Below are 4241 nucleotides of genomic sequence, written 5' to 3' on the forward strand. Positions count from 1 at the left end.
GCGTGCGGCGGCGCGGCGCTCGGCTTCGGCACGCGCGGCGGCGGCGCGCAGGTTGGCCAGCAGCGATTCCAGCGCCTTGGCGTCCTGGCCCAGCGCCTTCTCGCGTTCGCTGCGGTCCTTGTAACGTTCGTCCAGGCTGGCCACCGTGGCCGCGCGCGTGCGCCGGTCATCGGCCAGGGTCACCACCTGCTGCTTCTGCTGCTGGCGGGTGCCTTCCAGCGCCTGGCGACGCTCGACGATCTGCGCCTCGACGGCCTGCAGCTCGGCCAGGTCATGGGTGATCAGCTGGATGCGGCGCGCGCGCTCGCGCTGCAGGTAGCGGTGGTAGGCCAGGCTGCGGTTGGCGTCGGCCACGCGGTCCTGCGACAGCAGCAGCTTCAACGGGGCGTTGTTGCCGATGCGGTAGGCCGAGCGCAGCAGCGAGGCCAGTTCCTCGCGCTGCTTCTGCATCCCCGCCTGCAGGTCGCTGCGCTTGCGCTGCAGTTCCTCCATGGCGCGGGTTTCGCGCTGCAGCGCGGTTTCGGTCTGGGCCAGCACGCGCCCGGTACGGGCAACCTTCTCGTCGGCCTCGCGCAGCTGTCGCGATGCCTGGCCGCGCTGCCCCTCCAGCGCACGCCGTTCCTGCGCCACGCCCTTCAGCTCGCTGCGCAGCTTCTGCAGCTTGCGCTCGGCTTCCTTGGAGGTCTGCGCCGCCACTGGGCCCAGCGCCAGCATCGCCAGCGCCAGCAACAGGCCACGCGCCAGCCCACGCAAGGCGGTCGCGCCCCGGTGTGCAGGCAACGGATTGTTATTCCAGCGTGAGGAAGAAGCGTTGTGGCGCAAGGGCTTTCCAGTGACTTCAGGCAGATGCGGATTGTAGCGATGCATGGTGACATCCCCATAGGCGGCCTGCCAGCCGCACCCCGGACACGAGGTCATCATGAAACATATTCCGCTCTCGCTGCTGTTGGCCCTGGCGCTGTCCTGCGCGCCCGCCTTCGCCAGCGACGACATCAGCAAGGTCAACGGCAGCATCCGCGCAAGCAGTGGCCAATCCTACGGCGATCTGGAAACGGTCAACGGCGGCATCACCGTCGAAGAAGGCGTGGTGACCCGCGAGATCCAGACCGTCAACGGCAGTATCCAGGTCAACGACCGCGCCCAGACCACCGGCGTTTCCACGGTGAACGGCAACGTCAGGATCGGCCGCGATGTGGTCGCCGCGGGCAACGTTGAGACCGTCAACGGCAGCATTTTCATCGATCGCGGCAGCCAGATCGACGGCAACATGGAAACCGTCAATGGCGGCATCGGGCTGGTCGAGACGCGCCTGCGCGGCAACATCGAAACCGTCAACGGTGACATCACCGTCGGCGTCGGCTCGCAGGTGCAGGGCGGGATCCGGGTCAAGAAGCCCAACTTCAACCTGTCCCTCACCAGCGGGCGCAAGCCGCGCGTGATCATCGGCCCGAAGGCCAGCGTCGACGGCAGCCTGCAGTTCGAGCGCGAGGTCACCCTGTATGTGCATCGCAGCGCGCACGTCGGCGCGATCAGCGGTGCGCAGGCCATCCCGTTCGATACCGACGCCGCGCCGCAGGATTGATACCCTCTCCCGGTGCGTTGAATGCACCGGCCCACTGGATCCAGGAATCGATGATGCCCCGCAAACTTCTGTTGTGCCTTGCCGCCACCGCCGCGCTGACCGCGTGCAAAGGCGAAGCCACCGCCCCGGCCGACTCCGCGGCCAATGCGGCCACGCAGTCGCCTGCCGCCGTCGGCCATGCGTTCTCCCCGGAGATCAACGCCGCCGACTTCGGCGAACTGGTCAAGACCCTGGCCTCGGACGACTTCGAAGGTCGTGCACCGGGCAGCAAGGGCGAAGCGTTGACCGTCAACTACATCCGCGACCAGATGCAGCGCATCGGCCTGCAGCCGGGCAACGGTGACAGCTGGTTCCAGGACGTGGCGATGACCGAAACCACGGCTGACGAATCCACGGTGCTCAAGCTTGACCAGGCCGGCAAGACCCGCGACCTGACATTCGGCACCGACATGGTGATCGGCACCCGCAGTGGCCAGCCGGAGGTGAACGTCGACAGCAGCGAGCTGGTGTTCGTCGGCTACGGCGTGGATGCGCCGGAGCAGAAGTGGAACGACTACGCCGGCCAGGACTGGAAGGGCAAGACGGTGGTGATGTTCGTCAACGACCCCGGCTTCCACGTCAACGACGCCAAGCTGTTCGACGGCAAGCGCATGACCTACTACGGGCGCTGGACCTACAAGTTCGAGGAAGCCGCCCGCAAGGGCGCCGCCGCGGCGCTGATCGTGCATGACACTGCCGGTGCGTCGTATGGCTGGGACGTGGTCAAGAACTCGTGGGCCGGCCCGCAGTACGACCTGCCGGCCAAGGATGATCCGGAGGCACGCATTCCGGCGCAGGGCTGGTTGAGTGCCGAGGCGGCGCGCCAGCTGTTCGCCGATGCCGGGCTGGATCTGGACAAGGCCTACAAGGACGCCAGCAAGCGCGGCTTCAAGCCGGTCTCGTTGAAAGCCAAGGTGTCCTTCGACCTGAAGAGCACCATCGCCGAAAAGACCTCGCGCAACGTGGTCGGCGTCCTGCCGGGCAGCAAGCGCGCCGACGAGGCCGTGCTGTACATGGCGCACTGGGACCACCTGGGCAAGCACGAGGGTGAGCAGGGCGACAACATCTACAACGGCGCGGTGGACAACGCGACCGGCGTAGCCGGAATCCTGGAAGTGGCCGATGCGATGGTGCACCAGCAGCCGCCGCCGGAGCGTTCGGTGGTGTTCCTGGCGGTGACCCTGGAAGAATCGGGCCTGCTCGGTTCCAAGTACTACGTCAGCCACCCGACCTTCCCGTTGGACAAGATTGCCGGGGTGATCAACATCGATGCGATGTCGGTGGCCGGCCGCGCCAAGGACCTGACCGTGACCGGTTTCGGCAGCTCGGAGCTGGAAGACATCCTCAAACCGCTGGCCGCCAACCAGGGCCGTACCCTGCATGGTGAGACCTCGGTGCAGAGCGGCTTCTACTTCCGTTCGGACCACTTCAACTTCGCCAAGGCCGGCGTGCCGGCGTTGTATGCCGATGGCGGGGAAGACCTGCGCGACGGTGGCGTCGAGGCAGGCCGCAAGGCAGCCGAGGCGTATGGCCGCGACCGCTACCACGGCCCGAAGGATGAGTTCGACCCGGCCACCTGGAAGCTGGACGGCACGGTGGAAGACCTGCAGTTGCTGTACGGCGTGGGCAAGGAGCTGGCCGGTGGTGATCGTTGGCCGAACTGGTATGAGGGCAACCCGTTCAAGGCGGCACGCGACGCGATGATGAAGGGCAAGGGCGCTGCGCCGGAAGCGGCAGCACCGGCTCCCTGAGCGGCTTGCGGTTATCAGGTTGAACACGAAACGGCGCCCATAGGGCGCCGTTTTTGTTTGTCGGCCCGCGCACCAGATCGCATCGTGATGGACCGCCGGTGCGGTGCCCTCGGCCGACAATGGGATCGCATGGCAGGGATGAGCAGGGCCCTGTTTAAAGGGCTTCCGCATCAGGGTCCATGCGTCGATAGGGTCGCAGGCAAGATCGGTGGTCGGGCCATGCTCGGCACCGCACCGGTGGGGATCGTGCACAGGTGTTGGAAGGCAGCCGAGCATGGCTCGGCTCTACCGGGACAGGTATGTGCATTCCCCGCGGTCAGGTAGTGCCGAGCCATGCTCGGCACCGCACCGGTGGGAATCATGCACAGGTGTTGGAAAGCAGCCGAGCATGGCTCGGCTCTACCGGGACGGGTATGTGCATTCCCCGCGGTCAGATAGTGCCGAGCCATGCTCGGCACCGCGCCGGTCGGGATCATGCACAGGTGTTGGAAAACAGCCGAGCATGGCTCGGCTCTACGGGGACACGTGTGTGCATTCCCCGCAGCCGGGTAGTGCCGAGCCATGCTCGGCACCGCACCGGTGGGGATCGTGCACAGGTGTTGGAAAGCAGCCGAGCATGGCTCGGCTCTACCGGGACGGTAATGCGCGACACCGACGCCGGAACACGCGCAAAGAAAAACCCCGCTGCATGAGCAGCGGGGTTTTTGGGTATAAACCCTGGCGATGACCTACTCTCGCATGGCTTGAGCCACACTACCATCGGCGCAGCTGCGTTTCACTTCCGAGTTCGGGATGGGATCGGGTGGTTCCACAGCGCTAATTTCACCAGGGAGGCTTTTGGAGTGTCGCCGCAGGTCGTGTCTTTGCAG

Annotated in this window: 3 protein-coding genes and 1 rRNA gene; 2 read left to right on the plus strand and 2 right to left on the minus strand. The window is 66.1% G+C overall.

Annotated features, from left to right (window positions below):
* The coding region (locus tag AC1DR7_RS20020) for a murein hydrolase activator EnvC family protein (RefSeq protein ID WP_478076650.1) at window positions 1-867 on the minus strand (867 nt) is incomplete at its 3' end.
* Window positions 868-919: 52 nt separating this feature from the next.
* On the opposite strand from AC1DR7_RS20020, the gene AC1DR7_RS20025 reads away from it, so the two are divergent.
* Both AC1DR7_RS20025 and AC1DR7_RS20030 read left to right on the plus strand, forming a co-directional pair.
* Window positions 920-1582 carry a DUF4097 family beta strand repeat-containing protein gene (locus AC1DR7_RS20025; protein ID WP_457321741.1) on the plus strand — a complete coding sequence of 221 codons (663 nt, stop codon included), beginning with the start codon at window positions 920-922 and terminating at the stop codon, window positions 1580-1582.
* Window positions 1583-1635: 53 nt separating this feature from the next.
* Entirely contained in the window at window positions 1636-3372 is a 1737-nt protein-coding gene (locus AC1DR7_RS20030; RefSeq protein ID WP_478052172.1) for a M28 family metallopeptidase, read from the plus strand.
* A 715-nt stretch (window positions 3373-4087) separates the two neighbouring features.
* Here the strand turns inward: AC1DR7_RS20030 and rrf are convergent.
* A 5S ribosomal RNA gene (gene rrf, locus AC1DR7_RS20035) occupies window positions 4088-4202 on the minus strand.
* Window positions 4203-4241: the final 39 nt, after the last annotated feature.

It is taken from the genome of Stenotrophomonas sp. P5_A9, assembly GCF_056400525.1.

Excerpts from the sequence above, each read along its gene's own strand:
- AC1DR7_RS20025 (WP_457321741.1), top strand. The coding sequence starts at position 920 with ATGAAACATATTCCGCTCTCGCTGCTGTTGGCCCTGGCGCTGTCCTGC.
- AC1DR7_RS20030 (WP_478052172.1), top strand. The coding sequence starts at position 1,636 with ATGCCCCGCAAACTTCTGTTGTGCCTTGCCGCCACCGCCGCGCTGACC.